Source organism: Microbacterium sp. GXF6406 (genome assembly GCF_054798215.1).
Map to the genome: position 1 here is coordinate 1 of NZ_JBSJZH010000067.1, position 945 is coordinate 945.

Sequence of the window (945 nt, forward strand, 5' to 3'; positions counted from 1 at the left end):
CTAGGGCGTGTCTGATAAATTGTTCGGGGTCGGGCTGAGAGTCTGGGATGGTGTCGCGATTCCAGTTGCTGTCGGATGCCCAGTGGTCGTTGATCGAGGGGATGCTTCCGCGTCCGACGGGTAGGCAGGGGCGCCCGTTCTCGGACGCGCGGACGATGCTTGAGGGCATCATCTACCGGTACCGGTGCGGGATCGCGTGGCGGGATCTGCCTGAGTCTTTCGGCCCGTGGCAGACGGTGTGGACCTGGCATCACCGGATGGCGACGGACGGCACCTGGGACAGAGTGCTCGCGAAGCTCACCGCCAGCGCGGACGCTGCCGGGATCGTGGACTGGTCCCTGTCAGTGGACTCCACGATTGCTCGGGCGCACCAGCACGCGACGAACACGACCCGCACCACAGGGGGCTGGATCGAATTACACGAATCTGCTCGAAGAGCCGCCTGACCACGGCATCGGCCGCTCCCGCGGCGGGCTCTCGACGAAGATTCACCAGCTCGTCGACGGGAACGGGCTGCCGCTGGTGACGCTGATCACGCCGGGGCAGGCCGGCGACTCACCCATGTTCCTCCCCCTGCTGGCGCGCCTGCGCGTCGCGCGCGACGTGGGTCGGCCGCGCACGAGACCGGACGCGGTCCGCGGTGACAAGGCATACTCGTCCCGCGCGATCCGCGGGCACCTCCGCGCCCGCGGAATCAGAGCCGTCATCCCCGAACCCGACGACCAGAAGGGCCACCGCAAACGGCGCGGATCGCGCGGTGGCAGGCCCGTCGGGCTCGATGCCTCCGACTACAGGAACCGCAACGTGATCGAACGCCGGTTCTGCGACGTCAAGCAGTGGCGCGGCCTCGCCACTCGCTACGACAAACACGCGATCGTCTACCGCGCCGCGGTCCTCATCCACGCCGCAATCGCGTGGACCCAACAATTATCAGACACGCCCTAG

1 protein-coding gene is annotated in these 945 nt (G+C 67.6%); it reads left to right on the top strand.

Features of this window, described 5'->3' with window-relative positions; genetic code table 11:
• Nucleotides 1–50 precede the first annotated feature (50 nt).
• A protein-coding gene (locus ACWAUG_RS13620) for an IS5 family transposase (RefSeq protein WP_460802839.1) occupies nucleotides 51–945 on the top strand; the annotation gives its coding sequence in 2 pieces (ribosomal slippage) (nucleotides 51–401 and nucleotides 403–945; 894 coding nt in all).